Annotated in this window: 1 tRNA gene; it reads left to right on the forward strand. The window is 57.3% G+C overall.

The window, feature by feature from the left end:
* The first annotated feature begins 50 nt into the window (after positions 1-50).
* Positions 51-127 (forward strand) — tRNA-Met (locus SxD43FB_RS24205).
* Positions 128-403 lie beyond the last annotated feature (276 nt).

The following is a 403-nucleotide window of genomic DNA, read 5'->3' on the forward strand; positions in this document are numbered from 1 at the left end:
CCAAAGCCGCCTTTTTTGCGTTACCCCAAAACCAAGGGGCAACCACGTGTCGCGGGATGGAGCAGCCCGGTAGCTCGTCAGGCTCATAACCTGAAGGTCGTAGGTTCAAATCCTACTCCCGCAACCATAGCAGTATAATAACCTCACCATAGCAATATGAACGCAGAACCCCGCAAGCCAATGGCCCGCGGGGCCTTTCTGTATCGCGCGAATTCAGACCATAGGCCCGCTCTTACAAAGCGGATATCGAGGTGGGCAATCGTATCGTTCCGGTGAGGCTTGCTCTTACCCACAAGTGCCTGCTGGGTGCCTCGAGATTCGAGCTCCCTCAACGAGATCGGCGAGTCGCGTCATTCCTCTCCATATGACGGTCGTGCCGGGTGGTGGGTCAGACGCGCGGTCC

It is taken from the genome of Sphingobium sp. D43FB (assembly GCF_002312805.1).
Lineage (GTDB): Bacteria > Pseudomonadota > Alphaproteobacteria > Sphingomonadales > Sphingomonadaceae > Sphingobium.